This window comes from Phenylobacterium sp. J426, assembly GCF_024699945.1.
Lineage (GTDB): Bacteria > Pseudomonadota > Alphaproteobacteria > Caulobacterales > Caulobacteraceae > Phenylobacterium.
Genome location: NZ_JAJOMY010000001.1, coordinates 113726 through 140637, shown reverse-complemented (window position 1 = coordinate 140637; position 26912 = coordinate 113726). Strand labels below are relative to the sequence as shown.

The 26912-nt window shown below is 69.0% G+C and carries 27 protein-coding genes, 1 tRNA gene and 2 pseudogenes; 11 read left to right on the top strand and 19 right to left on the bottom strand.

The features are described from left to right. Window positions 1-3 precede the first annotated feature (3 nt). The 8 genes and pseudogenes from rpoD to LRS10_RS00670 form a co-directional block, all read right to left on the bottom strand. Window positions 4-1927 (bottom strand): annotated as a pseudogene (gene rpoD, locus LRS10_RS00705) (RNA polymerase sigma factor RpoD). Between the two features lie 429 nt (window positions 1928-2356). Next, entirely contained in the window at window positions 2357-4279 is a 1923-nt protein-coding gene (gene dnaG / locus LRS10_RS00700) for a DNA primase (RefSeq protein ID WP_257835567.1), read from the bottom strand. A 140-nt stretch (window positions 4280-4419) separates the two neighbouring features. Further along, a complete protein-coding gene (gene sigJ / locus LRS10_RS00695) occupies window positions 4420-5280 on the bottom strand; it encodes an RNA polymerase sigma factor SigJ (RefSeq protein ID WP_257835566.1) in 861 nt (286 codons plus the stop codon). Window positions 5281-5290: 10 nt separating this feature from the next. Continuing rightward, window positions 5291-5857 carry a hypothetical protein gene (locus LRS10_RS00690; protein WP_257835565.1) on the bottom strand — a complete coding sequence of 189 codons (567 nt, stop codon included), beginning with the start codon at window positions 5855-5857 and terminating at the stop codon, window positions 5291-5293. Next, complete coding sequence (locus LRS10_RS00685; RefSeq protein ID WP_257835564.1) at window positions 5850-6248, bottom strand: hypothetical protein; 399 nt, start codon at window positions 6246-6248, stop codon at window positions 5850-5852. The genes LRS10_RS00690 and LRS10_RS00685 overlap by 8 nt, the downstream gene beginning before the upstream one ends. A 69-nt stretch (window positions 6249-6317) precedes the next feature. Beyond that, complete coding sequence (locus LRS10_RS00680; RefSeq protein ID WP_257835563.1) at window positions 6318-7013, bottom strand: HAD family hydrolase; 696 nt, start codon at window positions 7011-7013, stop codon at window positions 6318-6320. A gap of 33 nt (window positions 7014-7046) precedes the next feature. Next, window positions 7047-7292 (bottom strand): DUF1272 domain-containing protein, encoded by a 246-nt coding sequence (locus LRS10_RS00675; protein ID WP_257835562.1) that lies wholly within the window; start codon window positions 7290-7292, stop codon window positions 7047-7049. Between the two features lie 59 nt (window positions 7293-7351). Then, window positions 7352-7582 (bottom strand): DUF1330 domain-containing protein, encoded by a 231-nt coding sequence (locus tag LRS10_RS00670; protein WP_257839049.1) that lies wholly within the window; start codon window positions 7580-7582, stop codon window positions 7352-7354. Between the two features lie 289 nt (window positions 7583-7871). On the opposite strand from LRS10_RS00670, the gene carA reads away from it, so the two are divergent. After that, the gene (carA, locus tag LRS10_RS00665; RefSeq protein WP_257835561.1) at window positions 7872-9047 is read left to right on the top strand and encodes a glutamine-hydrolyzing carbamoyl-phosphate synthase small subunit; all 1176 of its coding nucleotides are present in this window, start codon (window positions 7872-7874) and stop codon (window positions 9045-9047) included. A 124-nt stretch (window positions 9048-9171) separates the two neighbouring features. Here the strand turns inward: carA and LRS10_RS00660 are convergent, their stop codons facing one another. Next, window positions 9172-9900: an anti-sigma factor domain-containing protein gene (locus tag LRS10_RS00660; RefSeq protein ID WP_257835560.1), complete on the bottom strand. Its 729-nt coding sequence runs from the start codon at window positions 9898-9900 to the stop codon at window positions 9172-9174. Next, the gene (locus tag LRS10_RS00655) at window positions 9897-10448 is read right to left on the bottom strand and encodes a sigma-70 family RNA polymerase sigma factor (protein WP_257835559.1); all 552 of its coding nucleotides are present in this window, start codon (window positions 10446-10448) and stop codon (window positions 9897-9899) included. Before LRS10_RS00655 ends, LRS10_RS00660 begins: the two co-directional genes overlap by 4 nt. A gap of 99 nt (window positions 10449-10547) precedes the next feature. On the opposite strand from LRS10_RS00655, the gene LRS10_RS00650 reads away from it, so the two are divergent. Further along, entirely contained in the window at window positions 10548-12188 is a 1641-nt protein-coding gene (locus LRS10_RS00650) for a M28 family metallopeptidase (protein ID WP_257835558.1), read from the top strand. Window positions 12189-12261: 73 nt separating this feature from the next. Here the strand turns inward: LRS10_RS00650 and LRS10_RS00645 are convergent, their stop codons facing one another. Beyond that, entirely contained in the window at window positions 12262-12882 is a 621-nt protein-coding gene (locus LRS10_RS00645; RefSeq protein ID WP_257835557.1) for a TIGR02466 family protein, read from the bottom strand. 133 nt (window positions 12883-13015) lie between these two features. Here LRS10_RS00645 and LRS10_RS00640 point away from each other — a divergent pair, with 133 nt between their 5' ends. Then, window positions 13016-13876, top strand: a complete 861-nt coding sequence (locus LRS10_RS00640) for a hypothetical protein (RefSeq protein WP_257835556.1) — start codon at window positions 13016-13018, stop codon at window positions 13874-13876. Window positions 13877-13955: 79 nt separating this feature from the next. Next, window positions 13956-14405, top strand: a complete 450-nt coding sequence (locus LRS10_RS00635) for a DUF6152 family protein (RefSeq protein WP_257835555.1) — start codon at window positions 13956-13958, stop codon at window positions 14403-14405. A gap of 59 nt (window positions 14406-14464) precedes the next feature. Here LRS10_RS00635 and LRS10_RS00630 read toward each other — a convergent pair whose 3' ends face one another. Together LRS10_RS00630 and LRS10_RS00625 are read right to left on the bottom strand one after the other, a co-directional pair. Beyond that, window positions 14465-14623, bottom strand: a complete 159-nt coding sequence (locus LRS10_RS00630; protein ID WP_257835554.1) for a hypothetical protein — start codon at window positions 14621-14623, stop codon at window positions 14465-14467. Between the two features lie 409 nt (window positions 14624-15032). Then, complete coding sequence (locus tag LRS10_RS00625; RefSeq protein WP_257835553.1) at window positions 15033-15356, bottom strand: flagellar basal body rod C-terminal domain-containing protein; 324 nt, start codon at window positions 15354-15356, stop codon at window positions 15033-15035. Here LRS10_RS00625 and LRS10_RS00620 point away from each other — a divergent pair. Continuing rightward, window positions 15355-15717: a hypothetical protein gene (locus tag LRS10_RS00620; protein ID WP_257835552.1), complete on the top strand. Its 363-nt coding sequence runs from the start codon at window positions 15355-15357 to the stop codon at window positions 15715-15717. The genes LRS10_RS00625 and LRS10_RS00620 overlap by 2 nt on opposite strands. Window positions 15718-15721: 4 nt before the next feature. Here the strand turns inward: LRS10_RS00620 and LRS10_RS00615 are convergent, their stop codons facing one another. After that, window positions 15722-16969: a serine hydrolase gene (locus tag LRS10_RS00615; RefSeq protein WP_257835551.1), complete on the bottom strand. Its 1248-nt coding sequence runs from the start codon at window positions 16967-16969 to the stop codon at window positions 15722-15724. A gap of 343 nt (window positions 16970-17312) precedes the next feature. Here LRS10_RS00615 and panD point away from each other — a divergent pair, with 343 nt between their 5' ends. Beyond that, a complete protein-coding gene (gene panD, locus LRS10_RS00610) occupies window positions 17313-17669 on the top strand; it encodes an aspartate 1-decarboxylase (RefSeq protein ID WP_257835550.1) in 357 nt (118 codons plus the stop codon). A 67-nt stretch (window positions 17670-17736) separates the two neighbouring features. After that, the gene (locus LRS10_RS00605) at window positions 17737-18123 is read left to right on the top strand and encodes a hypothetical protein (RefSeq protein WP_257835549.1); all 387 of its coding nucleotides are present in this window, start codon (window positions 17737-17739) and stop codon (window positions 18121-18123) included. Here the strand turns inward: LRS10_RS00605 and LRS10_RS00600 are convergent. Beyond that, on the bottom strand, window positions 18113-18868 hold the full coding sequence (locus LRS10_RS00600) for an SIMPL domain-containing protein (RefSeq protein ID WP_257835548.1): 756 nt from the start codon (window positions 18866-18868) through the stop codon (window positions 18113-18115). The genes LRS10_RS00605 and LRS10_RS00600 overlap by 11 nt on opposite strands. A gap of 112 nt (window positions 18869-18980) precedes the next feature. Between LRS10_RS00600 and LRS10_RS00595 the strand changes: the two genes are divergently transcribed. After that, window positions 18981-19056 (top strand) — tRNA-Ile (locus LRS10_RS00595). A 21-nt stretch (window positions 19057-19077) separates the two neighbouring features. Here the strand turns inward: LRS10_RS00595 and LRS10_RS00585 are convergent. The 3 genes and pseudogenes from LRS10_RS00585 to LRS10_RS00580 form a co-directional block, all read right to left on the bottom strand. Next, entirely contained in the window at window positions 19078-20784 is a 1707-nt protein-coding gene (locus LRS10_RS00585) for a PQQ-binding-like beta-propeller repeat protein (RefSeq protein ID WP_374569294.1), read from the bottom strand. Window positions 20785-20860: 76 nt separating this feature from the next. Then, a pseudogene (locus LRS10_RS24750) lies at window positions 20861-21169 on the bottom strand (PQQ-dependent dehydrogenase, methanol/ethanol family); the annotation flags it as partial. A gap of 72 nt (window positions 21170-21241) precedes the next feature. After that, a complete protein-coding gene (locus LRS10_RS00580) occupies window positions 21242-22432 on the bottom strand; it encodes an amidohydrolase family protein (protein WP_257835547.1) in 1191 nt (396 codons plus the stop codon). A 140-nt stretch (window positions 22433-22572) separates the two neighbouring features. On the opposite strand from LRS10_RS00580, the gene LRS10_RS00575 reads away from it, so the two are divergent. From LRS10_RS00575 to LRS10_RS00565, 3 genes are all read left to right on the top strand, one after another. Beyond that, complete coding sequence (locus LRS10_RS00575; RefSeq protein ID WP_374569291.1) at window positions 22573-25134, top strand: TonB-dependent receptor; 2562 nt, start codon at window positions 22573-22575, stop codon at window positions 25132-25134. Continuing rightward, the gene (locus tag LRS10_RS00570; RefSeq protein ID WP_374569289.1) at window positions 25044-25277 is read left to right on the top strand and encodes a hypothetical protein; all 234 of its coding nucleotides are present in this window, start codon (window positions 25044-25046) and stop codon (window positions 25275-25277) included. Before LRS10_RS00575 ends, LRS10_RS00570 begins: the two co-directional genes overlap by 91 nt. Window positions 25278-25385: 108 nt before the next feature. Then, the gene (locus tag LRS10_RS00565; protein WP_257835545.1) at window positions 25386-25973 is read left to right on the top strand and encodes a TetR/AcrR family transcriptional regulator; all 588 of its coding nucleotides are present in this window, start codon (window positions 25386-25388) and stop codon (window positions 25971-25973) included. Between the two features lie 13 nt (window positions 25974-25986). Here the strand turns inward: LRS10_RS00565 and LRS10_RS00560 are convergent, their stop codons facing one another. Further along, the gene (locus tag LRS10_RS00560) at window positions 25987-26877 is read right to left on the bottom strand and encodes a TetR/AcrR family transcriptional regulator (protein WP_257835544.1); all 891 of its coding nucleotides are present in this window, start codon (window positions 26875-26877) and stop codon (window positions 25987-25989) included. Window positions 26878-26912 lie beyond the last annotated feature (35 nt).

Here is a 26912-nt window from a genome sequence, read left to right as displayed (position 1 = left end):
GGCCTAGCTGTCGAGGAAGCTGCGCAGCTTCCGCGAACGGGACGGGTGCTTCAGCTTGCGAAGCGCCTTGGCCTCGATCTGGCGGATCCGTTCGCGGGTGACCGAGAACTGCTGGCCGACCTCTTCAAGGGTGTGGTCGGTGTTCATGCCGATGCCGAAGCGCATGCGGAGCACGCGTTCCTCGCGCGGCGTCAGCGACGCCAGCACGCGGGTCGTCGTCTCGCGCAGGTTCGACTGGATGGCCGCATCGATCGGCAGGACCGCGTTCTTGTCCTCGATGAAGTCGCCCAGGTGGCTGTCCTCTTCGTCCCCGATCGGGGTTTCGAGCGAGATCGGCTCCTTGGCGATCTTCAGGACCTTGCGCACCTTCTCCAGCGGCATGGCCAGCTTTTCGGCCAGCTCTTCCGGGGTCGGCTCACGGCCGATCTCGTGCAGCATCTGGCGGCTGGTGCGGACGATCTTGTTGATCGTCTCGATCATGTGCACCGGGATGCGGATCGTGCGGGCCTGGTCTGCGATCGAGCGGGTGATCGCCTGCCGGATCCACCAGGTGGCGTAGGTCGAGAACTTGTAGCCGCGGCGGTACTCGAACTTGTCCACCGCCTTCATCAGGCCGATGTTGCCCTCCTGGATCAGGTCCAGAAACTGCAGGCCACGGTTGGTGTACTTCTTGGCGATCGAGATCACGAGGCGGAGGTTGGCCTCGACCATCTCCTTCTTGGCCTGGCGGGCTTCGCGCTCGCCCTTCTGCACCGTCTGGACGATGCGACGGTAGTCGTCGATCGGCACGCCGGTCTCTTGCGCCAGGGCGGCGATCTCGCTGCGGATGTCGCTGATCTGGCCGGCGTCGTTCTCGGCGAACTTCGTCCAGCGGACGCCCAGCTGCTTGACCTGATCGGACCAGTCGGGGGCCATCTCCTGGCCGAAGTAGGCCTTCAGGAACTCGGCGCGGCTGATGCCGTAGCTGTCCGCCAGACGCAGCAGGCGGCCTTCCAGCACCATCAGGCGCTTGTTGATCGCATAGAGCTGCTCGACGAGCGCCTCGATGCGGTTGTTGTTCAGCTTCAGGGTCTTGAGCTGCTGGACGATGGCGCCGCTGGCGGCCTGGTAGGCCTTGCGGTCGGCGTCCGACAGGTCCTGGCCCTTCAGGCGGGCGGCGACCAGCTTCTCCTGCAGGAGGCGGAAGCTCTCGAACTCGGCGGCGATCAGGTCGAGCGTCGCCATGACGCCTTCGCGCAGCTCGGCTTCCATCGCGCTGATGGTCGGGCCCGCGCCGTCGTCAAAGTCGTCGTCGCTCTCGCCTTCGCCCTCGGCGCCGGCTTCGGCCTCGGCTTCCTCGGGCTCGGCCTCGGCCGGCGTGGCCTCGGCCTGCGGGTTCTGGCCCCCGTAGGTCTGCTCCAGGTCGATGACCTCGCGCAGCAGGATGCGGCCGCCCTCCAGCTCCTCGCGCCACACCATGATGGCTTCGAAGGTCAGGGCGCTTTCGCACAGGCCGCGGATCATCGTGTCGCGGCCGGCTTCGATGCGCTTGGCGATGGCGATTTCGCCCTCGCGAGACAGCAGCTCCACCGAGCCCATCTCGCGCAGGTACATCCGCACCGGGTCGTCGGTGCGATCGTAGGCCGGCTCCTTGGTCGTCTCGACGGCGGCGCTTTCCTCGCGGACCGCGACCTCGCCGCCTTCGGCGTCCTCTTCCGGACTCCACGACGTTGACGCCCATCTCGCTGAGCATCGCCAGGGTGTCTTCGATGGCTTCCGAGGTGACCTCTTCCGAAGGCATCACCTTGTTCAGCTCATCCATCGTGACGTAGCCGCGGGCCTTGGCCTGCTTGATGAACTTCTTGACCGCGGCGTCGGTCAGGTCGAGCAGCGGGCCGTCGCCAGTGGTGGTTTCGGGCGTTTCGGCTTCAGCTGTGTTCGAGCTCATCGAGTTCTCCGGCGTGGGTCCCGCGTCGTGCAAGAGGCGGGCCCCAGATAATGGGCGACGGTCAAAATACTGAGGGGGCGCGACGTTACGACCCGCTTCCCGTCCAATTCGTTCCGTTCTGATCGTGCGTGTGCAGGGCCTTGCTCCACCCGACATGGCCTGGCCACGTCTGAGCGACCGCGAAGGTCGCCCCCCGCAGCGCAAGCCCTGGGATCACCACGCATCGAGGGAGGCACCGGCTTCAAAAGTGGGCGCGCCCGAGAAGGTCGCAGCGGCCCGGTGGATGCCTGTCGACAGCGCGCTAAATCCGCACGCCGCCAGATGGCGTGCTGACTCGCCCAAGTCAAGATGCCCCTACCATCACAAGGGGAATGAATTCGCTCGGCTATTTCCGACAGTCCTACTGCCGGACCGTGGTGACCCCATGCGTCAGTGGGGCAGAACGGGCTTGCTGTCGCTCTCATTGGCCCAGTCCGAGTTGACCAGCCGGCGGAGGTGGTCGCGCTCCGCCTTCAGGTTGACCAGGGCCTGGTGGGCGCTCGGGTCACGGGCCATGTCGCCCACCGCCGACTCCACGGCGCGCTCGAGGGATTCCAGCTTCATCAGCAGGTCGAAGGCCTCGCGCCAGAGGGCCCGGACCCGGTCGCGGGCGGCTCCTGCGTCCAGGAACGGAGCGGCGACCCCGGCCAGACGGGCGTCCCGTTCCAACCGGGCGAGGTCCTCGTCGGGGACGCCGCGGCTGCGGAGGCGACGCACGACGGTGTCGAACTCGGCCTCGTCGGCCTCATAGCGCAGGCTGACCAGCTCCCGGGCGATGGCGTCCAGCTTCTCGTCGCCGAACCCCCGCGCGCCGACCAGCTCGATCGAGTCGTCGATCAGCGACGGATCGTGGAGGGCGGCTACGGCGAGGGCGGCGGCCAGCGGCCGAGGCGAGCTTCTCAGCATCGCGTGGGCCGCCCGCTTGCCTTCGTCGCTGGCGCCGGCGACCGCCGCCTTGCGCTTGGACCAGCCGTGCTTGGCCAGCGCGCGGCCGGCGGCGCCGGGCTCATAGACGGGTGGGGCGCCGCGTGGCCAGAGCTGCTCGAAGCGCCCCAGCAGATCGTCCTTGTAGGCCTGGGCGAGGTCAGCGTCGGCGATCGTGGCGGCGAGCTTCCGCAGGCGCACCTTGAAGGCGGTCTTCCGCTCGGGCGTGTCGAGCGGCTCGAGGTCACGCTCGCGGATGAACAACGCCTCGGCGAAGGGCGTAGTCTTCTCGAGTTGGGCCTTCAGGGCGGCCGGCCCCTGCTCCCGGAGGACATCGTCGGGATCCTTGCCGCCCTCGACGATGGCGAACTTGAAGCTCTTCCCCGGCTTGAGCAGCGGGAGGGCGCGGTCGATGGCGCGGCCGGCGGCCTGGCGACCCGCGCGGTCTCCGTCGAAGCAGAGGGTGGGCTCGGGATGGTGGCGCCACAGCACCTCCATCTGCTCCTCGGTCAGCGCGGTGCCCATGGGCCCCACGGCCGGAACGCCGGCCCGCTGGCAGGCGATGACGTCCATGTAGCCCTCGACCACCACAAGCGGCGGCGCTTCGTCCCCGCGCGCGGCGGCGAGGATCTTCCGGGCCTCGGAGAGGCCATAGAGGTTGTTCCCCTTGTGGAAGACGACAGTCTCAGGGCCGTTCAGGTACTTGGCCCGCGCCTCGGGGTCCATCGCCCGGCCGCCGAAGGAAACCACCCGGCCGCGGACATCGAGGATCGGGAAGATGATGCGGTCACGGAATCGGTCGTACGGCGCGCCGCCGTCCTCGGGCGCGATGAGCAGGCCGGCGTCGATCAGCTCGCCGGGCTTGGCCCCCTTGGCGACAAGGTAGTCCTTCAGCGCGGTGCGACCGGCCGGCGAGAAGCCGATGCGGAAACGGGCCCACTCCTTCTCGGGCAGCCCGCGCTTCTCGAGGTAGGCGCGGGCGTCGCGGCCCGGCGGGCGCTTCAGCTCGCCCTCGAACCACTGGGCGGCGAGCTCCAGCCAGTCCGCCAGACCCTGGCGCTTCTTCTCCTGCTCGGCGCCGCGCGGGTCTACGGACGGCAGCGCCATGCCCGCCTCGGCCGCGAGCTTCTCGACGGCCTCGGCGAAGGTCAGCCGCTCGGTCTCCTGGACGAAGCTGATGATGTCGCCGGTCTTGCCCGACGAGAAATCGAAGAACTGGCCCTTCTCGTCGTTCACGTAGAACGAGGGCGTCTTCTCCTTGTTGAACGGCGACAGGCCGACGTACTCGCGGCCCTGCTTGCGCAGCTTCACGCTCTTGCCGATCACGTCCGAGGGACGAAGGCGACCTTTCAACTCGTCGATGAAGCGTTCGTCGAAGCGCCCGACCATCCGGCAGCCATCACATCAACCATCCGTCGCGGACACCCGGCGTTCCGCCGCAGCCTGCAGACTCGTGTGGAGTGAGCGGCCGGAGGTGTTGGCGACGTGTGGATAAGTTTCGGCGCAGAATACGACCGATTCGGACGCAGCTAGACCACGTGTCCCAGCTTCTCCGGGTTACGCATGGCGTAGATGGCGGCGATGCGGCCGTCCTCTCCGGGCTCGAAGGCGATCGTCTCCGGCCCGTCCGGAAGGTGCAGCAGCAGGCCCGGATAGCCGTTGACGCGCACGGCCTCGAACGATCCCTGCTCCGGGAAGCCGGCGCGCCAGCGAATGCCCTGGAAAAGGCCGATGATGTCGTCGCGGCCGACCATGACCCGCAGGGCCGCCTTCCGCTTGCCGCCGCCGTCGGTGACCATGATGGCGTCCTCGGTGAGCAACGAGGCGAGGCGGCCGTAATCGGCCTCGGCGGCGGCGATCATGAAAGCCTCGGCCAGCTCCTTGGCGCGGTGCTCGTCGACAGTGAAGCGGGGGCGGGCGTCCTGGACATGGGCGCGGGCGCGGCTGGCCAGCTGGCGCACGGCGGCCTCGGTCCGATCCAGGGTTTGGGCCACCTGCGCGTAATCCTGGTCGAAGACGTCGTGCAGCAGGAAGACGGCGCGCTCCAGCGGTGACAGCCGTTCCAGGGCGAGCAGGAACGCCACAGACACCTCCTCCGCCTTCTCGACCGGGTCGTCGGTCAGAGGCTCGATCAGCGGCTCGGGCAGCCAGGGCCCGCGGTAGGCTTCGCGCTCGGCCTTGGCGCGACGCAGGCGGTCGATGCAGAGGCGGGTCGTGGCGCGCACCAGCCAGGCGGCGGGATCGTCGACCTTCTCCGCGGCTCGGGTCCAGCGGAGCCAGGCGTCCTGCACCGCGTCCTCCGCTTCGGAGACGGAGCCCAGCATCCGGTAGGCCAGCCGGCGCAGCCGCGGCCGCTGGACCTCGAAGGCGTCGACGAGGGCGGCGTTCATGAGCGTCACCCTACGCCGCCAGCCGAAGCGGTGCGACCGCTTCGCCGCCGACCGTCACCTTCGTGCAGGCTTTGCCGTAGCCCAGGGCGTACTTGAGCGTCGGGTACATGCGGGAGGCTGTGATCGCGAGGCCGACCGCGACGAGCGCCTTGTCGCCCCAGCGTCGGACGATCTCGTCGCGCAGCGGATCGCAGGCCTCGATGTCGCGAGCGAGGCTGGCGCGGGCGAACCGGTAGGCGAGCGCCGCCGTCTCGCCCATGCCTGCCTCGTCGCCGGCCAAGACAGCCCGAAGGACGGCGGGATCGACGCCGTTCTCCAGGGCGATGTCACAGGCGACCTGGGTGCAGGGACCGCAGTCCTCGGACATCGTTCCGACGAGGCCCGCGGCGATCAGGGCCTCGTGCGGGGCGGCGTTCACGTCGGCGGCGCGCGTGCCGAAGGCGAACTTCATCAGGCTGGGCGGGCTGACGCGCAGCACGTGCCGCATGTAGCCCGCGTCATAGCCGTAGCGCTTCTCAAAGCCGTCGATCCAGCGGGACAGGTAGGCGCGGAGCATGAGCGTGTTCTCCTCAGTCATTCACCGGTTTCCGGAAGAGGGCGAGGGTCAGGGGCAGGGCGGCGAAGAGGTAGACGCCCACGAGGTCACGGCGCACGTCGGCCCAGGGGCTGCTGCCGCCGCAGGTCGCGTCGTAGACGTGAATAGCCGCATGGAAGGTCAGGAATGCCGCGCCGGCCGCCATCGCAGGCCAGCCTTCCCGCGGGCGCCACCCGAACCACGCCAGGCCCAGGGCCGCGACCAGATAGGCCGCGCCGATGTCGCGGACGAAGTGGGCGTTGTAAGGACCGGTCGAGGTGACGCCCGGCACGGCGCCGTACCAGGCCAGGCCGTTGAACAGCATGGCCAGCGCATTGCCGGCCAACACCAGCGCCAGAAGCGCCGCCGCCCACCGATCCCAGGTCCGTAGCATCTGTCGCCCTCCGTCGTTCGCCCCAAGGACGGACGGCGGTGGTCGGCTGTGACAGCCAGCCGGAAATTTTCAGCTGAGGCTGCGGACCCAGGCCGGGAGGTCGGTGATGGCGGGGAGTTCGGCGAAGCGCGGGTGGTTCTGAGGCGCGTCGGCCATCTCGTGCTCCCAGATCAACGGATAGGGCACGTGGGCGGCGTAGGCGCCGGCTTCGAGCGCCGGGAGAATGTCCGAGCGCATGGAGTTGCCGCACATGACGGCCTGGGCCGCGCCCGTGCCGTGGCGGGCGAAAACGCGCTCGTAGGTGGAGGCGTCCTTTTCGGAGACGATCTCGGCGGCGACGAACAGCTCGCCCAGGCCCGAGGCGGCGAGCTTGGTCTCCTGATGCAGCAGGTCGCCCTTGGTGACGAGCACGAGGCGGTACTCGTCGGCGAGCTCGCCCAGCGCCTGGTCCACGCCCGGCAGGGTCTCGACCGGGTGGTCCAGCATCTCGCGACCGGCGGCGAGGATCTCGGCGATCAGGCGGCCGGGCGCATTGTTGTCTGTGAGTTCCATCGCCGTCTCGATCATCGAGAGCGTGAAGCCTTTCACGCCGTAACCGTAGAGGCGGAGGTTCCGCTTCTCGACCTCGCGCAGGCGGGCCTGCAGGGCCTCGCTGTCGGCATGGTCGGCCATCAGCGCCAGGAAGCGGTCCTGGGTCAGGCGGAAGATGCCTTCGTTGTGCCAAAGCGTGTCGTCGGCATCCAGGCCGACCGTGGTGATGCGCATGGGCGGGCTCTTAAGCGAGCCCGGTGAGTCCGCCTAGGCTGCGCAGGCCTCGTGGGCTTTCAGGACGCGCTCGGTCGCGGCGGGAAAGCGGGCAAGCGCCGCCGGGGGGCGAACAGGGCGCCGGACCAATTCGCCGCCGCAGTTCGGACAGACGCCCCCGAGGCGGGTGTCCGCACAATCCGCGCAAAACGTGCATTCGAAGGTGCAGATGCGGGCCTCCTGCGCTTCAGGCGGGAGGTCGCGGTCGCAGCATTCGCAATTGGGTCTGAGCGCCAGCATGGCCGCAAGGTGCCGCAGAAGCGCGGGAGGCGACAGGCCAAGCTTCCCACCATTCCCGCCTATTCGCCGAAGCCCTCGCCGGGCTCGACCGGACTCATCCGGATCAGGCGGCTGTCGGCGACGCCGGCGGTGCGGTGCTGCACCAGTTCGCGGTACTCGGGGTCGCGGACCATGGCGATGAAGGCGTCGGCGTTCGGATATTCGGCGATGAACGCGAGGTCCCAAGTCTCGGAGCCCGGGCCCGTCAGCGTCACCTGAGGCTTGCCCGCCCAGACCTGACGTCCGCCCAGTCGCTTGAAGATGTGGGCGGTGGTGCGGCCGTAGGCCCGGTAGGCGTCGAGACCCGTCAGCGGCTCGCCGTGGTTCGGATGGCCGGGGGGGGTACTCGGCCGCGGGCTTCAGCCTGATCAGGTTCAGCATGTGGATCGGTTGGTCGCGCGGCAAGGTCTTGAACACCTCCCAGGCCTCGCGTTCGGGATCGATGTGCGCCATAGGGTCCCCGCTGATTGACCGCGTGAGCGCGAGTCACTACCTACGCGGCCGTTTGCCCACAAGCCGCCCCTCTAAAGGAGCCTGCCGATGACGACCCGCGACCTGCTGCCTGGCGTCACCGGAGTCCTGGTCCTGGCCGACGGGACCGTCCTGCAGGGGATCGGCGTCGGCGCGGTCGGTGAGGCGGTGGGCGAAGTCTGCTTCAACACCGCCATGACGGGCTACCAGGAGATCCTGACGGACCCGTCGTACATGGCCCAGATCGTGGCCTTCACCTTCCCGCACGTGGGCAACGTCGGCACGAATGTCGAGGACATCGAACAGATGTCGGGCTCGGCGGAGACGGCCGCGCGCGGCGCGATCTTCCGCGACGTGCCGACCAAACCGGCCAACTGGCGCGCCGACAGCGACCTGGAGACCTGGATGAGCCGCCGGGGCGTGGTGGGCCTGGCCGGCGTCGACACGCGCGCGCTGACCCGCAAGATCCGCGAGCACGGCATGCCGCATGCGGTGATCGCCCATCACCCGGAGGGCAGGTTCGACCTCGAGGCCCTCACGGCCAAGGCGCGCGAGTGGAACGGGCTGGTGGGTCTCGACCTCGCCAAGGACGCCACGACCCTGCAGCCGTTCGTCTATGACGAGGGCCTGTGGAGCTGGGAGGACGGCTACGCCAAGCCGCTGGACAGGCCGAAGTACGAGGTCGTGGTTCTCGACTATGGGGTGAAGCGGAACATCCTTCGGGCGCTGACGTCGGTGGGCGCGCGGGCGACGGTGGTCCCGGCCGACACCCCGGCCGAAGAGATCCTGAAGCGCAATCCCGGCGGCGTGCTGCTGTCGAATGGCCCAGGCGACCCGGCGGCCACCGGTGAGTACGCGGTGCCCGAGATCCGCAAGCTGGTGGAAAGCGGCAAGCCGGTGTTCGGCATCTGCCTCGGCCACCAGATGCTGGCGCTGGCGCTGGGCGCCAAGACGGTGAAGATGGAGCAGGGCCACCACGGCGCGAACCATCCGGTGAAGGACCTCACGACCGGCAAGGTCGAGATCGTTTCGATGAACCACGGCTTCACCGTCGACCGCGACAGCCTGCCGGCTCCGGTGGTCGAGACCCACGTGAGCCTGTTCGACGGCACCAACGCGGGCATCCAGCTGAAGGACAAGCCGGTGTTCTCGGTGCAACACCACCCGGAGGCGTCTCCGGGACCGACCGACAGCCTCTACCTGTTCGAGCGCTTCGCCGAGAACATGGACCGCGCCAAGGCCTGACGGCGGGTCGAGGGAGCGCGGACCGGGGGGTGGAAGGCCCGGCTCCCTCTATCGCCCCGGGACCGTTACGGCAGGAAATCCCGGCGACGCTGAGGGATACGGGACGAGCGCCTCCGCGGATGCGTTAGATGGGCGCGAGGCGGCCCTGGGCTGCGATCGGGCCGCTCGGGCCCTCCGGATTGGTGGAACCGCCCGGCGGCTCGACGGACACCGCCAGTTCGGCGCCTTCCGCCACCAGCTGCGCCATCGGCTGCGGCATGGGCATGGCCGCCGAGCGGCCCGGCTCGACCATGCCGAGCGACCGCGGCTTTCCGTCCTGCGGGATCAGCCAGAGCTGGTGCACATGCAGCGGGTCGGTCCCGGGCGGGACCAGCGAGGTGACGATCAGGGCCTTTCGCTGCGGATCGTAGGCGGCGACGAACAGCGGCTGCACCCCGCCGGCGTTCGGCATCAGGCTGGCGTTCAGCAGCGGGCCCGGCTGTGCGGGCGGCGGTTGGATGACCACCGCCGGGCGGTTGGCCAGGAAAAGCACGCCGCCGAGGCTGGCTGCGGCGAGGGCGAAGCCGCCCACAGCCGCCCCCCGCCAGAACCGCAGACGCCGGCCGATCGCGCCGTTGTCGTTGGCGGGCAGACGGGCAGCGATCCGCGCCCAAAGCCCGGCCGGCGCCGCAACGGACGCGATCTCATCGACCAGCGGCGCGAGCCGGATGCGCCAAGCGTCGACCTGCGCCGCGAATACGGGATCGCGCGCCGTGCGCGATTCGGCCTCGGCGCGTTCGGGACCGGTGAGCACGCCCAGCGCATGCTCGGCGGCCAGGGCTTCGAGCCCGTCCAGTTCGGGACCCTCGCTCATCGCTCGAGGCACCCCCGGAGCTTGGCGAGCCCCCGGCGGATCCAGCTCTTCACCGTGCCAAGCGGCGCGCCCAGGCGCTGCGCCAGGGCGTCGTAGGTCACGCCGTCGAAGAAGGCGGTCCGGATCACGCCGCGCGTCCGCTCGTCGAGCTCGCCCATGCAGGCGGCCAACTGGGCGCGGTCGTCGGCGGCGAACAGCGAGGTTTCGGCGGAGACCTGGTTCTCGTCGGCGATCTCCAGCTCCTCGACCGGCTCGGCGCGAGCCATGGGGCCGCGGGCCCTCAGGCGATCGATGGCGCGGTTGCGGGCGATGGTCGCGATCCACGTCATGACGGAGGCCCGCGCCGCATCGAAGCGGTCGGCGCGTCGCCAGATCGTGACATAGACCTCCTGCAGCACGTCTTCCGCCTCCTCGCGGTCAGCAAGGATACGTAGGCAAACGCCGAAGAGTTTCGCCGAGGTGGCGTCGTACAATTGTCGCAGGGCGTCGCGGTCGCCGGCGGCGATCCGCGGCATCAGCCCGGCCAAGGTGTCGGATGCGCTCGCCACCGCCGGAAGCTGCCCGGCAACCTGCTTCGGCGCAAGGGCCAAGCTTGCAGGCGCCACTGCGCGCCGCCTAGAACCGCCGCGACAGTCCGGGAGGTCTCCATGCGTTCCAAGATGTTCGTCGCCGCCGCTGTGGCGGTGCTCTCGCTCGGCTCGGCCGCGCTCGCACAACCGGCCGCCGGCGCGAGCTCGGCCGAGCGCATCCGGGCGCACATGGCGTTCCTGGCGAGCGATCTCCTAGAGGGCCGCGAGGCGGGCGCCCGAGGCTACGATGTGGCCGCCCTCTACGCCGCCTCGCAGTTCGCCCAACTGGGCCTGACGCCGGCCGGCGACGACGGCACTTATTTCCAGAAGACGCCGATGGTCTCGTACCGTTCGGCGGACCAGGGCCGGATGGTGTTTCAGAACGCCAAGGGCGTGGAAACGCCCCTGGTGGCGGGCGAGGACTTCATCGTCGCCAGCAATCCTGCCCAGGCCGAGCTGGCCGTCTCGGCGCCGCTGGTCTTCGTGGGCTACGGGGTGGTCGCTCCGGAGCGTGGGCGCGACGACTACAAGGGCCTGAACGTGAAGGGCAAGATCGTCGTCGTCCTGGACGGCGCGCCACGCGCGTTCCAGTCGGAGGAACGCGCCTACTATCGCAGCGCCCGAACCAAGCGGCTGGAGGCCGAGAAGCGCGGGGCGGTGGGGTTCATCTCGCTCTACACGCCCACAACCGAGAAGATGCGTCCGTTCGCCGAGTCGGCGAAGCACTGGCGCAGCTGGAACATGACCTGGAGGGCGCCAGGCGGCGGTCCGTTCGTGGTGGCCCCGAAGACGCCGGGTCTGGGCACGCTCAGCGTGCAGGGCGCGCAGAAGCTGTTCGAGGGCGCCAAGGCGCCGCTGGACAAGATCTACGCCGACGCCGCCAAGCCCGAGGGCGTGACGCCACGGTTCGCCCTGCCTGGCCGCCTGGCCGTCGGGGCGCGCACGGAGATGACCGATAGTGAAAGCAGCAACGTCGCCGCGCTGCTGGAAGGCTCGGACCCGACGCTTCGGACCGAGACCGTGGTGCTGTCGGCCCACCTGGACCACGAGGGCCTGCGCGAGGACGCCAAACCCGGGGAAGACCGCGTCTACAACGGCGCGCTGGACAATGCGGGCGGCGTGGCGACCACCTTCGAGGTGGCCCGCGCCTTCGTTGAGAGCGGACGACGTCCGAAGCGGTCGGTGCTGTTCCTGCTCGTGACGGCGGAGGAGAAGGGGCTGGTCGGCGCGGAATACTTTGCCCGCAACATGGGCGGCCGCAACGTCGTGGCCAACGTCAACCTCGACATGCCGATCCTGACCTACGACTTCACCGACGTGGTGGCGTTCGGCGCGGACCGCTCCAGCATCGGGCCGGCCGTGCGGCGCGCGGCGGAGCGGGTGGGCGTCGCCTTGTCCGGGGATCCGCTGCCGGACGAGGGCCTGTTCACCCGTTCGGACCACTACCGGTTCGTCGAGGTGGGCGTGCCGTCGGTGTTCCTGATGACCGGTTTCCAGAACGGCGGAGAGGCCAAGTTCACCGGCTTCCTCAAGGAGTGCTACCACAAGGTCTGCGACGACCTCAGCCAGCCGATCGACTATGCGGCAGGCGCCAAGTTCGCCAAGATCAACTACGAGATCGCGCGCGAGCTGTCCGACGGCGCAGAGCGTCCGGCCTGGAACAGGGGCGACTTTTTCGGCGGCAAGTTCGGCGGACGGACCCACGTCGCCGACCGCTGAGACGGCCGGTCATGGCTTTGGCGCCCGCGGACATGGAAGGCGGGAGGCGGCCGGCTAAGCTGGCCGCGTGACCTCAGCGCCAACCATAGTTGAAACTCACCGAGACCCGCGGGCTCTTCGCGCGGTTGGCGGGCACCTCGTGCCGCAGCCAGCTCTCCCACATGTAGATCGTGCCGGGCTCCGGCTGCAGATAGACGAAGGGCTGCGCGCCCTCGGGCGCATCGCTCCGGCGAGGCGGCGCGGCCATCATCAGCGGCAGCCGGGGGTCCTCGATCTTCAGCGCGCTCGCGCCCGGCGGGGTCGCCACATAGTAGGTGCCGGAAATCACGCTGTGCGGGTGGATGTGGCCGCTGTGCGCGGCGCCCGGCTTCAGGACATTGACCCACAGGCTGTCGAGCTTCAGGCGGCCGTTCCCGAGGTCGAAGTGCAGCGACTGGGCGAAGGCCTTGGCGTGGCGGTCGAGCTTGGTCTTCAGGTCCGCGAAAGCGCTGACACGCTGGGGCAGATCGTTGAGCGAGGCGTAGGACGTGTAGCCGCCATAGCCGTGGTCGCGGCACCAGGCGCGCCCGGCGGCGTCCTCTTGAGCCAGCATCTGACAGGCGTCGAAAATCTCGGCATTGAAATTTTCGAAGCTTCGGTCTGTTGTAAGGCTGGCTTCGTAGATCGGGGTCACGAAGAGCGTTCGCAGGGCCATGCCGTCCGCTACTCGCCGCCGCCGATCGTGTCAAAGCGCAGGCGTAAGCTGGCGCGGCGACTGAACGTTGATTAGGCTTGATTCAAAGAAGGCTTCGCCGGGTCACCGAGCGGGCGACGGGGGAAACGAGAGCATGATCAGGATTGCAGCAGCGCTGGCAGTGGCCGGTCTGGTGATGGGCGGCCCGGCCGCGATGGCCCAGCCGAAGGCGAAGGCGGCCGCCACGTACAAGGCCCCGCGGCTGCCGGGCGCGAAGCTGCCGGACCTGAACGGCGTGTGGCAGGTGATGAATTCGGCCGGCTGGGACGTCGAGCCGCATGCCGCCCGCGCCGCGCTGCAGATGCGGCCGGGTCCGATCATCCCTGTGCCGGCGAAGGAAGTTCTGGCGCTCGGCGCCGTCGGCGCCGTGCCGGGCGGCCTGGGGGTCGTGGAAGGCGGCGAGATCCCCTACACGCCGGACGCCAAGAAGATCCGGGACGAGAACCGCGCGAACTACCTGGACCGCGACCCCGAGGTGAAGTGCTACCTGCCGGGCGTGCCGCGGGCGAACTACATGCACCTGCCGTTCCAGATCTTCCAGTCCGACAAGTCGCTGATGATCGCCTACGAATATGCGGGTGCGGTGCGCAACGTGATGTTCGACGATCCGGGCCCGCCGCCGGTGGACAGCTGGATGGGCCAGTCGGTGGCCAAGTGGGAAGGCGACACGCTCGTCATCACCGTCACCGGCCAGAACGACCGCACATGGTTCGACCGCGCTGGCAACCATCACTCGGCCAACATGACGGTGGTTGAGCGTTATACGCCCACCGGCCCGAACACCATGCGCTACGAGGCGACGATCACCGACCCGGACACTTTCACCCGTCCGTGGAAGATGAGCATGAACCTCTACAAGCGGGTCGGCGAGGACGCGCGGCTGAACCAGTTCAAGTGCGTCGAGTTCGTGGAAGAGCTCATGTACGGCCACCTGCGGAAAGAGCCGCTGAAGTAGGCGAGAGAGATATCCGGGCGGCCGTTCATGCAGCCGTCAGGGAAGAGACGACAGGATCATCCGGCGTTGGAGGCGCAAGATGGATAAGAAAAACTGGATCATCGGGGCCGTGGTCGGCGCCGTCATGGGCGGGGCGATCGCCGGCGGCGCGGCCGTGGCGCACCACGCCTTCGCGGCGGAATTCGACGGCAAGGCGCCCGTCCTGCTGCGGGGCAAGGTGACCCGCGTGGAGTGGATCAATCCCCACGCCTGGGTGCACATCAACAACACCAACGCCCAGTACGCCGAAGGCGCCTGGATGGTGGAAGGCGGCACGCCGAACACGCTGCTGCGCGCCGGCATTGACCGCAACTCGCTGAAGCCGGGCACCGAGATCGTGGTCCGCGGCTATCAGTCGAAGGACAAGCTGTGCAAGCCGGCGTGCAAGGCCAATGGCCGTGACGTGACCTTCCCGGATGGCCGCAAGATCTTCATGGGCTCGTCGGGCACCGGCGCGCCGAAGGACGGGGCCGACGCCAGCGAGCGCTAGGCGTCGATCTGGGCCGGATACGGAGAGGGGAGCCGCGAGGCTCCCCTTTTTCGTACGGGCTACTTGCCGGCCTTCTTCTCGGCTTCGAGCATCGGATCGATGACGTATTTTTCGTGGCAGGCGACGCAGACCTCGTAGAGGCGGCCGCCGGTGTCGAACACCTTCTGCCTGTCCTTGGCCTCGGCGGCGGCCTTCGCCTCGAGCGCCCGCTGGGTCATCAGCTTGGCGTACCTGTTCCACTCGGCCTGCGGTTCGCGGGCGCGGCCGGGGGAGCATCAGCAGATTGCCGGCCTCGGCGACGGTGGCGGCGCCGTCCTCGACGACCTTCCAGCCCTCCTCGGTCGTCGGCGACAGGTCGCGCTCGCCGTCTTCCGTGAGCTCGAAGCCCGAGCCGCGCCAGAACTGGAAGGCCGCCGGATCCACGACGTGAACCATGAGCTCCTGCATGTCGAGGCCAGTGTACTGGGCCTCGGGCTTGGGCTGGCAGGCCGCGAGCAACAGGGCCGCGGCGGCCATGGCGGACAGACGAAACACGGCATTTCCCCCGAGATGCGCGCGATCCTGGACGCCGCGCGAACGCGCCATTGTGCGCCACGGCGCGGCCGTTCGTCCACCGTCCGGCGTGGTTCAGCGTACCTGGATTTCGAGAAGCGACTTCCACATCTCGTCGGCGAACCGGATGACCTTCAGGTTGGCCGAGACATGGTGTTTCGCCTGGATCATCTCGACCATCTCATGGCCGAGGTCGATGCGCTCGTCGGTCGCCGCCTGCGCGACGCGGGACGCCGCCGTCTCGAAGCGGCGCTCCGCGGCGGCCAGACCGCCCTTGGCGATGGAAAACACGTCCATGGCCGCAAGACTGCCGCAGACGCCGTTAAGCGCCTGCTGAAGGACATGGTGAACGCGGCGGCTGCGCGTATCATCCGCCGAATAGGTAAGGAGCCCCGACATGCGCGTACCCACGATCGCCGCGCTGGCCGTCCTCATTTGGGGCGCGGCGGAGGCGCCGGGACAGGCCCAGCCCGCCAGCGAACGCCAGCCCAGCTGGACGATCCAGTGCGTCGACGTCAGCGGCGACGTGGTCCCCGCCCGCTGCAACGTCCCGGCAAGCCGGGTCGACCAAAGCGAGTTCATCTGCAGCTGCCCGGCGGGCGGCATGCGCACGCGCGTGCCGATCTGCGGCCCCGGCGAGAAGCCGCCGCCGGAGAACCTCGCGCTGAACCGCGTGCGGCGGGATGGCTATCGCGACGGCACGCTCGAAGGCGACAAGGTGGCCGGGCGGCAGATCTGCGTGGCGCCCCGCCGGTCCTGAGGCTCTACTTCCCCAGCGCCGCGTAGACCGCCTTCTGGAACACCGGCAGGGCCAGGCGGCCGCTGGGACGCTGGCCCTGCATGGCGGTGACCGCCTCCGGACCGAGCGGCATCGAATCCTGGATCAGGAAGATCAGGATCATGTCCTCGGTCGGATCCGCCTGCCACCAGGTGCCGAAGGCGCCGGGCCAGCCGAAAGCGCCTTCGCCGCCGGCGCCCATCCACTGGTGCTTCTCGGAGTCCAGGATCATGGACACGCCAAGGCCGAAGCCCTGGCTGAGCCAGAACGGCATGCCCAGGAAGCCGTGGCTGCGCTGTTCCTCGGTAAGGCGGTTCGCGCGCATCCGTTCGACGGTCTCAGGCTTCAGCAGGCGCACGCCGTCGACCTCGCCGCCGCCGAGCATCATGCGGGCGAACTTGAGGTAGTCGTCTGCGGTGGAGATCAGGCCGCCGCCCCCGGCTTCGAAGTCGAACCGCTGAGGCGGCTCAGGCCAGGACACGTCCTCCAGCGGGCCTCCGTCGACCGGCGCCTTGTACAGCTTGGCCATGCGGTCGGCCTTCTCGGCCGGCATCCAGAAGTCGGTATCGTGCATGCCCAGCGGGGCGAAGATGCGATCGCGCAGCACCTCGCCAAGCGTCTTGCCCTCGAGGCGGGCGAGGAGGAAGCCCAGCACCTCCGTGGCATGGCTGTAGTGGAAACGCTCGCCCGGCGGGTAGCTGAGCGGCAGCGTGCCCAGCTTCTGCAGCCACCAGTCGGGGGTGACGCCATAGCCCAGCGGCGGACCGAGGGTCTTTTCGTGAGCGTGCGCGATCGGACCGACGGACGTGAAGGCGTAGGCGAGCCCGGCGCGGTGGGTCAGAAGATCCTCGACGGTGATGTCTCGCGGGGCGGGATAGGTCTGGTCCAGCGGACCGGCGGCGTCCTTCAGCACCTGCATGTGGGACAACTCGGGGATCCAGCGGGTGATCGGATCGTCGAGCTTCAGCTTGCCTTCTTCGACCAGCATCATCGTCGCCACCGAGGTGACGGGTTTGGTCATGGAGGCGATGCGGAAGAGCGTGTCGCGCTGCATGGGCGCCTTGGCCGCCAGGTCGCGATACCCCAGCGCGTTGACCTGCACGACCTCGCCGCGACGCCACACCAGGGTGACCATGCCCGAAAGCGCCCCCTGATCGAGCATCGCCTGCATGGCGGTGGGGACCTGCCCCAGAGCTTCGCGGTCGAAGCCGCCCGGAACCTGCGCGCCGTCCATTCGGACCTCCCTGTTCGCCGACCCGGCATAGCGCCCGGATGACGCGGGGTCCGTCAAGGCGCACCGCTGGGGGCGCCTCCTGCGGAAGGGCCGCGCCCGTGCTGCAGCGCACCGAAATCGCGGCGCCGACGCCGAACAGCCGAGGAGAGCGCTACCGGCAAGGCCTTACCGGGCAAGGGCTCCGGTCCTTGCATTCCGCTGCGGCATTATCGCTGCATTGCGGCATTGAATGGCGGAGCCTTCGTGCGTATATGCGCGTCGCCTTCAGTGCGGGCCCCAGTTCGGGTTTGGGCTTTGTGTGTGCCTCCCGCGGCTCACAGCGTTCGACGAGGACGATCACCGCATGCTGCTCACCTTGATGAAGTCCAAGCTGCACCGGGCCACGGTCACCCAGGCCGACCTGGACTATGAAGGCTCCATCGCCATCGACCGCGATCTGCTGGACGCCTCGGGCATCCTCCCGCACGAGCAGGTCGACGTGCTGAACATCACGACCGGCGCCCGCTTCACCACCTACGCCATCGAGGCCCCGCGCGGGTCCAAGGTGATCGGCGTGAACGGCGCAGCCGCGCGCCTGGTGCAGAAGGGCGACAAGGTCATCGTCGTGACCTATGGCATGCTGCCGGCCGAGGAGGCTCGGAACTATGCGCCGACGGTCGTGCTCCTGGATGATGGCAACGAGATCAAGAAAGCCGCTTAAGGCCCTCGCGGCCGCTGCGCTCGTCGGCGGCCTTCTCTCCGGTTGCGCGCCCGACGCGCCGCCCGGCGTGGACAAGGACGCGCTCGACGCCGCCATCTCGCGGGCCATCGGCGATCCCAACACCTGCGTGGTGATCGCCGAGACGGGCGGCCGCACACTTTACCGCTACAACACCGCCACGACGTGCGCGAAGCGATACACCTCTTGCGACGGCGCGGGCGAGATGACCGTCGGCGACCTGCTCGACGCCGTCGGCAAGGACGGGCGGCCCCGCTACCTGAGCTGTCCGACCCTGGCCGACCGATCTCGCGGCGTCGGCTGGGCCGCAGCGCCGATCCCGGGCAAGGACCAGGTGTATGCGGCGGTGATGGAAGGCGACCGCAGCTTCCCGGGCCGGATGATGGCCGATCGGCTGGAGGCCGCCTTCCGCCGCGCGAAGGTCTCTAGCGAGTAAGCTCGTAGAGGCCACTGATGTCGACGCGGACCTTCAGTTCGCCGCCCGAGATCGAGGTGCCGGAGACGTCCATCTCGCGCTTGGCCGCATAGGCCGCCATCGGCATCGGCGGGGGAACGCTGTAGCCGCCGCCTTCGCTCAGGCTGACGAGGCGCATCACGCGATGACCGGTGGCCCGGGCGTAGAGATCCGCCTTGGAGGCCAGCGCCTTCACGGCCGCCTCACGCGCGGCGTTCTCGGCGGTGGTGGGATCCTTCAGCCCGAAGCTGACGCCGTGCACCTGGTTGGCGCCCGCGGTGACGGTGGCGTCGACGGCGGGGCCGAGCCGCTTCAGGTCGTTGACCGTCACGGTGACGTTGTTGGACGCCTGGTAGCCGATGAGCAGCGGGGGCTGGTTCTCCTGATAGCGATACTGCGGGCTCAGGTTCAGGTTCGAGGTCTGGATGTCACGGTCCGGAATGCCGGCCTTGCGGAGGCTGGCGACGACGGCGTTCATCCGCGCGGCGTTGGCCTGCATGGCCTCGGCGGCGGTCTTGCCCTCGGTCATGACCCCCAGGGTGATCATCGCCATGTCGGGGGCGATCTTGGTCTCGCCATAGGCGGAGAGGTTGAGGGTCGTGGCGCGGAACATGGTGTCGGCGGCCGGCGGCGCGGCGGGGGCGACTGTCTGGGCGAGGGCCGCGGGGGCCGCTGCCGAGGCGGCCAGCGCGAGAGCCAGGCCGGACGCACGCATCAGGGTCTTCATCGGGGTCTCCTTGGTCCTGGGGAGCGGACCTTGGCTCTGAAACTCCCAAGCTGAAGCTGAACGCAAGCTTTAAGGTCCGTGCAGCCCGTGGTAACCGGCGCCTCCGCTGCTGGGGCCTGTAGCTCAATGGTTAGAGCCGGCCGCTCATAACGGTCTGGTTGCAGGTTCGAGTCCTGCCGGGCCCACCAGCGTCCTTTTCCAGACGCGCGTCACGGCCGTTGCGCCGCCTTCGCCTTGTTCGCTTCGCTGATCACATAGTGCCAGATGCTTTCCGCCTCGCCTGGCGCGAGCGCGTTCCGGAAGGACGCCATGCCCTGGGGCGCCCGCGCGCCATCGATCACCACTGCGTTCCAGGCGGCCAGGCTGTTCAAGGTCGTGGAATAGCGGAGGTCGGGGATCGACTTGTCCGCGACGCCGCCCGCGCCGTGGCAGCCGGAGCAGACGCGGGCGTAGCTGGCCTGGCCGTCGATCACCTGCTCGTTCGTGCCGGTCAGCAGCGGCGGATTGAGCCGGCTGAGGATGGTGCTCTCCTGCGCCACCGTCACCGGCGCCGTCGGCAACTGCGCGCGGGCGCCCAGCTTGTAGACGAGAAGGCGGGAGTTGTTGGCGCTGAGGGCGCTGGTCCGGACCTGGCCGTCCGGCAGCCCGCGCGCGCCCGCCAGGACCGCGACGTACTGCTCTCCGGCGACTTCGTACGACATCGGCGCGGCGACGATCTTCGCCTGCGCGGGCGTCGACCACAGCTTCCGGCCAGTCGCCGCGTCGAAGGCGGAGAAGGCGCCGGCGTGGTCGCCGGAAAAGACCAGCCCGCCCGCCGTGGCCATCAGGCCGCTCGAGCCGTAGACCTCGTTCTCGACCCGCCACGCTTCCTTGGCTCGCACGGGGTCCCAAGCCTGAAGATAGCTTGTGATAGCCCCCTTGGGCGCGCCCGGCGCCCGGTAAAGGGGCAGGGCGGCCGCGGCGTCGACGCCGGTGTTGTAGCCGCGGGCGTTGACCTTGAGTTCGGTGGTGTTGCCGTAGGGCCCGGTGTTCTCCGTCACCGGCAGATAGACCAGGCCGGTCACCGGGCTGTAGGACCACGGATGCCAGTTATGGGCGCCGAGCGGCCCGGGCGAGATGATCACGGGCTGGCCCGTCTTGTCGTATCGCGCCGCCGCGCGTTCGACCGGCCGGCCGGTCTTCATGTCGACCCGCTCGGCCCAGTCGACCGGCGCGAACTTCTCCGCCGAGAGCAGCGTCCCGGTTCTGGCGTCCAGGACGTAGAAGAAGCCGTTCTTCGGCGCCTGCATGACCACCCGGCGTGGGCGGCCCTGCCAGGGGATGGTGGCCACCATGAGCGGCTGGGCGGCCGTGTAGTCCCAGGTCTCGCCGGGCGTGGTCTGGTAGTGCCAGCGGTACCTGCCGGTGTCGGGATCAAGCGCCACGATGGAGGACAGGAACAGGTTGTCGCCGCCGCCGGGGCTGCGGAACCTCTGGTTCCAGGGCGTGCCGTTTCCCACGCCGATGTAGAAGAGCCCGGTTTCCACGTCGTAGGCCATGCCGTCCCAGACGGTGCCGCCGCCGCCCAGCCGCCACCATTCTCCGTTCCAGGTCCTCGCCGCCCGCGCGAGTTCGGGTGTCTCGAAGCCGTCCGCAGGGTTCCCCGGCACCGTATAGAACCGCCAGAGCTGCTTGCCGCTCTCGGCGTCGTAGGCCGTGACATAGCCTCGGGCGTCGTACTCGGCGCCGCCGTTGCCGATGATCACCTTGCCGCGCACGATCCTGGGGGCGCCGGTGATCGTATAGGCCCTGGTCGGGTCCGCGGTCGCAACGGACCAGACCTCTGCCCCGGTCCTGGCGTCCAGGGCGATCAGACGGCCGTCGAGGGCGCCGAGGTAGAGCCGTCCCTTCCAGGCCGCGACGCCCCGGTTGACCACGTCGCAGCAGGCGATCTGCGCTACGGCGGGGGTCCACCTTGGGGTCGTAGGTCCAGAGCGGTTCGCCCGTCGCCGCGTCGAAGGCCTTCACCTTGCTCCAGGCGGTCGTCACATAGAGCACGCCGTCGACGACGATCGGTGTCGCCTCCTGGCCCCGCTCAGTGTCGAGGTCGCCGTACCAGGCGAGGCCCAGCCCTTGCACCGTGTCGCGGTTGACCTGCGCGAGCGGGCTGAAGCGCTGCTCGGAATAGGTCCGGCCCGCGGCCAGCCATTCGGAGGTTCGGTCGGCGCCCCTGAGCCGACGGTCGTCGACGCCCTGCGAGGCGGCCGCGGACGCGGCCAGAAGGACCGCGGAAAGCGCGGCGAAGACGTGACGTTGACGCATGGAACACACTGGCGGCGGACCCCTGCCGGTCGCCCGCCGCTCCCCCCTTGAACAATCCCCCGCGCGGGCGGCTCAGCCGGCCGGCGCGCCCATCATCTCTTCGAAGTTGCGGCGATAGAACCTGTCCCTGGCGTCCTCGTCGAGTCCTGTGAAGGTCCGCTCGAACCGGCCGATCGGATCGTTGGTCCCCTCGGGGTGCGGGTAATCGCTGGAGAACAGGAACAGCTCCTTGCCTGCCTCGCGTATCAGCCAGCCCGCGTCCTCGCCCGGGAACGGTGTGAACTTCACGTGCCGGCGAATGTAGTCCGACGGCTTCATGACCATGGCCTGGAGCAGGGGGTCGGTGCGGCTGAAGCTGCGGTGGCCGTGATCGAGCTGGCGCAGGAAGCCGGGCACCCAGGCCGCGCCGAACTCGATGACGCCGCCGCGCAGTTCGGGAACACGGTCGAAGAGGCCGTCATAGATCAGGGCGGCGAGAAACATCTGGGCGGAGAACGGCAGCACGACGAAGTCCTTGAACCTGAGGTTCTCGCCGCCCCCGTGCAGGTCGGGGGAGCGCGGCTTGCCGTTGTTCGTGTACTCGGCCGGCAGCACCCGGGACCCCGGGCCGATGTGCAACATGAAAGGCGTTCGGGTGTCGGCCAGCAGATGCCAGAAGGGGGTCGAGGTCGGGGTGGCCGGGCGAGCGTGGACCCGCCGGGGTGGAGGGCACCCAGATCGCACCGCAGCCCAGGTCGATGGCCTCCGCCGCCGTTTCCAGCGCCCTTTGCGGATCGTCCAGCGGCGTGTAGGCGACCCCCACGAGACGCGGGTCGCGGCAGAAGGCGGCCATGGCGCGATTGTGCGCGCGTGCGCCCCCGTACAGGACGTCCGGGTCGCTTGAGGTGCGGAAGACGCCGAGCGAGCTCGTGGCGAAGACCAGTTGCCGGTTGAATCCGAGTTGGTCGAGGACGGCCGCCCGTTCGTCAGGATCGAACGCCCCGTAGGCGATCCATCCCTTCGGACCGGCGATAGGCGCTTCGGCCGCCGCGCGCGCCGCGTCGGGGTCGAGCCGCCTCGCGCGGGCCTTCTCAACCTGGCTACGGATCCGTTCCGGCGTCGCCCGGTCTGTGAGGCGCTCGGCGAGCAGAGGATCGGCGTGGGGGGGTGAGCCAGCCTGGCGGTTCCATGATGTGGCTGTCTGCGTCGTGGACGACCCGACCGTGGGCATATGGCATTTCGACCTCCCGGATTGTTGCTGACATGAGCACCAGCCGAAATCACTCCATTTTCCGGAGCTTGAGTGGATCGCACGTCGGCTGCCTCGCCATATGAACGAGAGCTCTGGCCAAGCCGTATTGACGATCAAACCAATATGACCTCATTTCGGCCGCTGAAACAACAAGGACCGATAGGGGGATTCAATGCAGCGCACGCTCATGGCGTCGGCGTCTTTCTTCGTTCTGGCGCTGGCCGCGCCGGCCTTCGCCCAGGAGGCGGCAGGCGGTCTGGTCGACGAGCTGATCGTCACCGCCCAGAAGCGAGAGGAATCAATCCAGGACGTGCCGATCGCCGTCTCGGCCTACGGCGAGGACGCGCTGCGGGCGCAGCGGATCGACGGGGTCGGCAACCTGGTGAATTCGGTGCCGAACCTGACGTTTCAGCGGCGATCGCTGCGGACCAACTTCCAGATCCGCGGGGTCGGCGCCCAGTTGATTGCGAGCACCGGCGACGATGGCGTCGGCGTGCACCTGAACAACGCGCCACTGACGGCGAACCGCATCGCAGACGCGGAATTCTTCGACGTGCAGCGGGTGGAGGTGCTTCGCGGGCCGCAGGGGACCCTGTACGGGCGCAACGCGACGGGCGGGGTGGTCAATGTCATCACCAACAAGCCCGGCCATGACTTCGCCGCTTCGGTGACCGCGGAGGTGGCCAACTACGACACGATCCGCGCGCAGGGCTTCGTCAACCTCCCGATCGGCGACATGTTCGCCGTGCGGCTGGCGGCCTTCGGCCTGGATCGCGCCGGCTACACGAAGAACACCCTCAACGATCAGCGCCTGGATGGCCGTCAGATCTGGGCCGGGCGAGCGACGGTCGCCTTCGAGCCGAGCTCGACCTTCCGAGCCACCGCGATGTGGGAAGGGTTCGCCGAGGACGACACCCGCGGGGCGCGCAAGGCGCTCTGCAAGCGTGACCCCGGCCTGGCCAGCGTTGGCGGCGTCGCCACAGGCGTGGCCCAGGCGGCGCTCAGCCAGGGCTGCCTGCCGGCGTCCGTCTATGACGACGACGTCTATGACGCGACCAATCTGCTGGCGACCTTCCCGGGCATCCTCGGCCGGCAGATCGGCCTCTGGAGCGCCGATCCCAACGCCGGGGGGTCGGTGTCGCGCAATCTTCGTGAGGTCGAGGTGACGGGCCGGCCGATCTATCGGCCCCGCACCGACATCTACCAACTGGAGCTCGCGTGGGACGCGACGCCCGGTCTGACGCTGACGTCGCTCACGAGCTACACGGAGAACGAGAACTACTCGCGCGGCGACTCAAGCGGCTTGCGCACGCCGACGCCGTTCGGCGTCACGCGGTTCACGCCCACCGGAACCCTGACCGACGGGCAGTTCGGCGTCACCGATCGCTTCGAAGCGGCCTCGGGCGGCGCCGGGCACAACGAGCAGTGGACCCAGGAACTGCGGGTGCAGTCCGATTTCGACGGCCCGATCAACTTCAACGTGGGCGGCATCTATATCGACTACAGCTCAAGCAGCACGACCTATTCGGCGTCGAACGTCACGACGCTCGCCGCCCGCACTCTGGCCCCCACCGCCTACGTCGACCCGCTGGCCGACCCCGACTTCACCGGCCACAACTACTTCATCAGCCTCACCGAGTATGACCTGACCTCGAAGGCGCTGTTCGGCGAACTGTACTGGCAGGCCACCGAGACCCTGCGGGTGACCGGCGGCCTTCGCTACACGGACGACAAGAAGAAGACCCGGGGCTCCGGCGCGACGCTGCTGGCGCCCGGCCGAGGACCGATCTTCGGAGCCGAGCAGCGCGTGCGCTTCAAGGAGACGACCGGCCGGCTCAACATCGACTGGTCGCCCGACCTGTCATTCACCGACAGCACGCTCGTCTATGCGTCGTATTCGAAGGGCTACAAGGGCGGCGGCTTCAACCCGCCCGGCGTCGTTGCGCTCGGACTGCGCGAGTCTTTCCAGCCGGAGTTCGTCAACGCTTACGAGATCGGCACCAAGAACACCCTGCTGGACGGAACGCTGATCCTGAATCTCACGGGCTTCTACTATGACTACAAGGGCTATCAGATCGCCCGGAGCGTGAACCGCTCGATCTACAACGAGAACATCGACGCCACGATCAAGGGCGTCGAGCTGGAGAGCGTCTGGGAGCCGGTGAGAAACCTGCGCCTGAACGCCAACATCGGCTACCTCGACACCCGGATCGACGAAGGCCGGGTGGTCGACACCTTCAACCGGACCCGCGGCGACACCCGGTACATCTACGCCAACGCCACGACCGGCGGCTGCATCCTCAACGCCGAGGGCGTGGCCAACCTGTTGCGCAATCCGGCCGGGGCGGCCGTGCTGGCCGGCGTGGCCTGCAGCGGCCCGGCGACGATGCTGGCCCGGCTGACGGCGGCGGGCGTGGCGCCGGCCACGGCCAGCGCATTGACTAACGGGGTCTACGCCTACGATCCGAACGTGACCCGCTATTCCACCGGGGCGGGCGAGGGTGTGATCCAGGATCTGGAGGGCAACAAGCTGCCCGGCGCGCCGAAATGGACCGTCGCCCTGGGCCCCAGTACAGCTGGGAGTTGCCCGGTGGCTGGGGCGCGACGCTGCGCGGCGACTACTACCGTCAGTCCGAGAGCTTCATGCGCTACAACAACAATCCTTTCGACCGCATCCGGTCCTGGGAGAACGTCAACGCGACGCTCAACTTCGAGCGCGCCGAGGCGAACCTGAGGGTTCAGCTGTTCGCCAAGAACCTGCTCGATGACGACACCATCGTGGGCTTCGACATCGCCGACGAGAACCTCGGCGCGCTGCGCAATGTCATCCTGCTCGAGCCCCGCACCTACGGGGTCTCGATCACCAAGGGCTTCTGACGACGTTCCCCCCCTCGGGCGGCGGCCGGCGCCGCCGCCCGCCTTTTCGGCGACCATCGCGCCGTACGTCGAAGCCGACTAAGAAGGTCCTCGAACAGGAGGACGAGGGTGGCCGCGAGGCAGCGCCTAACACCGGAAGTGCGCCGTCGGCAGATCGTCGAGGCCGCCGCCGGACTGCTTCTGGAGCGGGGCCATCTGCCGCTGCCGATGGAGGGGCTGGCGGCCGCGGCGGGCGTCTCCAAGGGGTTGGTGTACGGCTACTTCCCCACCCAGTGGGACCTCTTCAATGCGGTGCTCCTCGAGGAACTGGACGTCCTCAGGTCGTCGGGCTTCGACCAGGCGGCGGAGGCGCCGGAGCTGTCGGCGCGGGCCCGGGGCTGCGCGGACCTGTATCTGCAGCACGTCGCCGCGCGGGGGCCGCTCGTCCACTACATCCTGCGCGACAGCTTCATGGCGGGGCGGATCGCACCCGATGCCGCACGGCTCCGGGACCGCCTGTTGCGCGGCTTCGCACGCCTGCTGAGGCGGGAGCTTCGCCTGCCGGCGACGGAAGCCGTCGCCGTGGTCTTCATGGTCGCGGCGATCCCGGAGGAGATGGGCCGGCTGGCGTGGCAGGGGGAGCTGCAGCTCGACCGCGCCCGTGAGATGACCGCCCGGCTCGTCGATTCGTCTCTGGCGGCGCTGCGGCCGCGCTAGGGCTGCGCCGCGATCAATCCCCGTCCTGCGCCGGCCGCGTGCGATAGGCTCGCATCAGATCCCGGTTGCCCGTCATGGTGATCGCCAGGGTCAGGCGCTCGGCGGCGGCGAGGTCGAGCTTGCCGCGGGCCACGAGGCGGCCGGCCCGGAGGCAGACCGCGGTGAGGACGCTCGTCATGACCCGGGCCGTGTCCGAGGGCACGCCGTAGGTGTCGGTGAGGTTCGACATCACCTGACGCCGGTCGGCTTGCTGTGTGATCTCACGTTCCTGGCGGAGCGCTTCCCGCACCTCCGGAGACTGCGTCAGCACCTGGATCAGCGCACCGCGGCCGGCCGCTTCGCGCAGGTAGGCCATCGTGGACAACGCGATCTTCGTGTAGCGGTCGTGTCCGCGATCGATCTCGGAGCGCCGCCGGGCTTCCATGGCCGACAACTCCCGGCGCGCCAGGGCGACGAGCAGGTCCTTGCGCTGGGCGAAGTAGTTGTGGGCCTGGGCCTCGCTGATGCCCACGTGGCGGGCGACCCGTTTCATCGTCAAGGCCGGCAGGCCCTCCGCCGTGATGATCTCGGCGGCCGCATCGACCAATTGCTCCCGGCGCTGCTCCGTCGAGAAGCGGGTGCGCTGCCGCCGCGACGCGGGGCGGGCGCCGCCGATGACGATCTGCTCCTCGACCCCCTCCGGCGTGGGCGGAAGGGGCGGCCGTTCCGGGGCGCGGCCCGCCGCGGCCTTCGACCAATGGCCGCGACCCGGATAGGGAATCATCAGGCGATCGCATATCTTCGACAGGCCGTTGCTGCTGAGCGACAGCTCCTGCGCGACCGTGCTGAGGGGGCGGCTCCAGACCCGCTCGTAGAGGGCCCGCCGGCTCAGCGTCGTCGTCTGCGTCTGCGCAACGTCGTGCATCCCAGCGACGGTAGACGCGCGGGTCGCTCGCCGCC